Genomic DNA, 2,216 nt, shown 5'->3' with positions numbered 1-2,216 from the left:
CATCCCCACCCACTGCGAACCCTGACCCGGAAACACAAACACCGCACGACCACGAGGGCGTGCCACACCCTCGACCACGCCCACGGCCAGCTCGCCGCGGGTGACCGCGTCAAGGTCACCATTCACGATGACGGCACGGTGCTCAAGGAACGGGCGCGACAGCAACGTCGCCGCCATATCCCGGGCATCCAACTCACCCACCAACGGCACCAGCCGACGCGCGGTCTCACGCACCGCCGCCTCCGAACGACCCGAGATCACCAGCGGCACAGGGCCCGAGACGGACACACGCCCGGCCGAAGACTCCTCATCCACCGGAGCCTGCTCGACAATCACATGCGCGTTCGTCCCGCTCACACCGAACGACGACACGCCCGCCCGACGCACCCCCTCCGTCGTCCACGCACGGGACTCGACAAGCAGCGCGACCGCGCCCGACGACCAGTCCACGTGCGACGACGGCGCGTCCACGTGCAGCGAACGCGGCAGCACGCCATCGCGCATCGCCATCACCATCTTGATGACGCCCGCGACGCCCGCGGCGGCCTGGGTGTGGCCGATGTTGGACTTCAACGAGCCCAGCCACAGCGGCCGTTCGGCGTCCCGGCCCTGGCCATAGGTGGCCAGCAACGCCTGGGCCTCAATCGGGTCGCCCAGGGTCGTTCCCGTGCCATGTGCCTCCACCACGTCCACATCGGCGGTCGTCAGGCCCGCGTCGGCGAGGGCGGCACGGATGACGCGCTGCTGGGAAGGCCCGTTGGGCGCGGTCAGACCGTTGGAGGCGCCGTCTTGGTTGACGGCCGAGCCGCGCAGGACCGCGAGCACCGGGTGGCCGTTGCGGCGCGCGTCGGACAGCCGCTCGATCAGCAGCATTCCGGCGCCCTCGGCCCAGGCCGTTCCATCGGCGGCCTCGGCAAACGGCTTGCACCGCCCGTCAGCCGCGAGGCCGCGTTGACGGGAGAACTCCACCAGGATGCCAGGAGTGGACATCAGGGTGACACCGCCCGCGAGGGCGAGGGAGCACTCGCCACGGCGCAGCGCCCGCATGGCGACGTGCAGGGCGACCAGCGACGACGAGCACGCGGTGTCGACGGTGAGGGCGGGGCCCTCGAAGCCATAGGTGTAGGAGAGGCGGCCCGAGGCAACGCTCGCGGTGGTGCCGGTCAGCAGGTAGCCGCCGAAGTCCTCGGGTGCCTCGTGCAGTCGGGGGCCATAGTCCCCCGCCATCGCGCCGACGAAGACGCCGGTCTGGCTGCCGCGCAGGGTGGCGGGGTCGATCCCTGCGCGTTCGAACGCCTCCCACGACGTTTCGAGGAGGAGCCGCTGCTGAGGGTCCATCGCCAGGGCCTCGCGGGGCGAGATCCCGAAGAAGGCCGGGTCGAAGTCGGCGGCGTCGTGGAGGAATCCGCCCTCGCGCACATAGGTCTTGCCGGGGCGGCCGGGTTCGGGGTGGTAAAGGCTCTCGACGTTCCATCCCCGGTCCACGGGGAAGGGAGTGATGGCGTCCTTCTCGCCGATGACCAGCTTCCACAGGTCTTCGGGCGAGCGGACCTCGCCGGGGTAGCGGCAGCCCATCGCCACGATCGCGATCGGCTCGTCATCGCCCAGGGCCACGGGCGCGGCGGCGGGTGCCGCGGCGCCTTCGGGGCTGGCGGAGAGCAGGTCGGCCACGGCCCGTGGGGTGGGGTGGTCGAAGATCAGGGTGTTGGGGAGGCGGAGGCCCGTGGCGTTGTTCAGCAGCGCGCAGAGGTCGATGCCCAGGAGGGATGTGAAGCCGAGGTCGCGGAACGTCCCGTCGGCGGGGATCTGCGAAGGGTGGGCGGTGCCGATGACCAACGCGGCCTGTGCGCGGACCAGTTCGAGCGCTTCCTCGTGGGTCAGCGCGCCGGGTGCGGCGGCATCGGCCGTGGGGGCGGGGGCGGGGGGGGTGTCCTCGTCGAACCAGTGGCGCTGACGCTGGAACGCATAGGTGGGCAGGTCGACGTGGCGGGCGCCCGTTCCCGCGTAGAACGAGGCCCAGTCAACGGTGACGCCCCGGGTGAACGCCATGGCGAGCGTCGTCAGCAGCGACTCGGCCTCGGGGCGGTCCTTGCGGAGCAGGGGAATGCCGTCGGTCAGGGCGGAGAGCACGCCGTCGGGGCCGATCTCAAGGAACGTGCCGACGCCATCGGCGCGCAGCTGCTCGGTGGCGTCATGGAAGCGGACCGCCTCGCGGA

At 71.4% G+C, this 2,216-nt stretch carries 1 protein-coding gene; it reads right to left on the bottom strand.

All coding sequences use genetic code 11. The annotated features are described in order from the left end of the window. Positions 1-2,216: beta-ketoacyl synthase N-terminal-like domain-containing protein (locus tag DEH69_RS19205; RefSeq protein WP_258534774.1), on the bottom strand; the 2,216-nt coding region annotated here is incomplete at both ends.

It is taken from the genome of Streptomyces sp. PT12 (genome assembly GCF_003311645.1).
In the GTDB taxonomy this organism is placed as follows: Bacteria; Actinomycetota; Actinomycetes; order Streptomycetales; family Streptomycetaceae; genus Streptomyces.
Note: the sequence above shows the minus strand (reverse complement) of the source record. Positions and strands in the feature narration are given on the sequence as shown.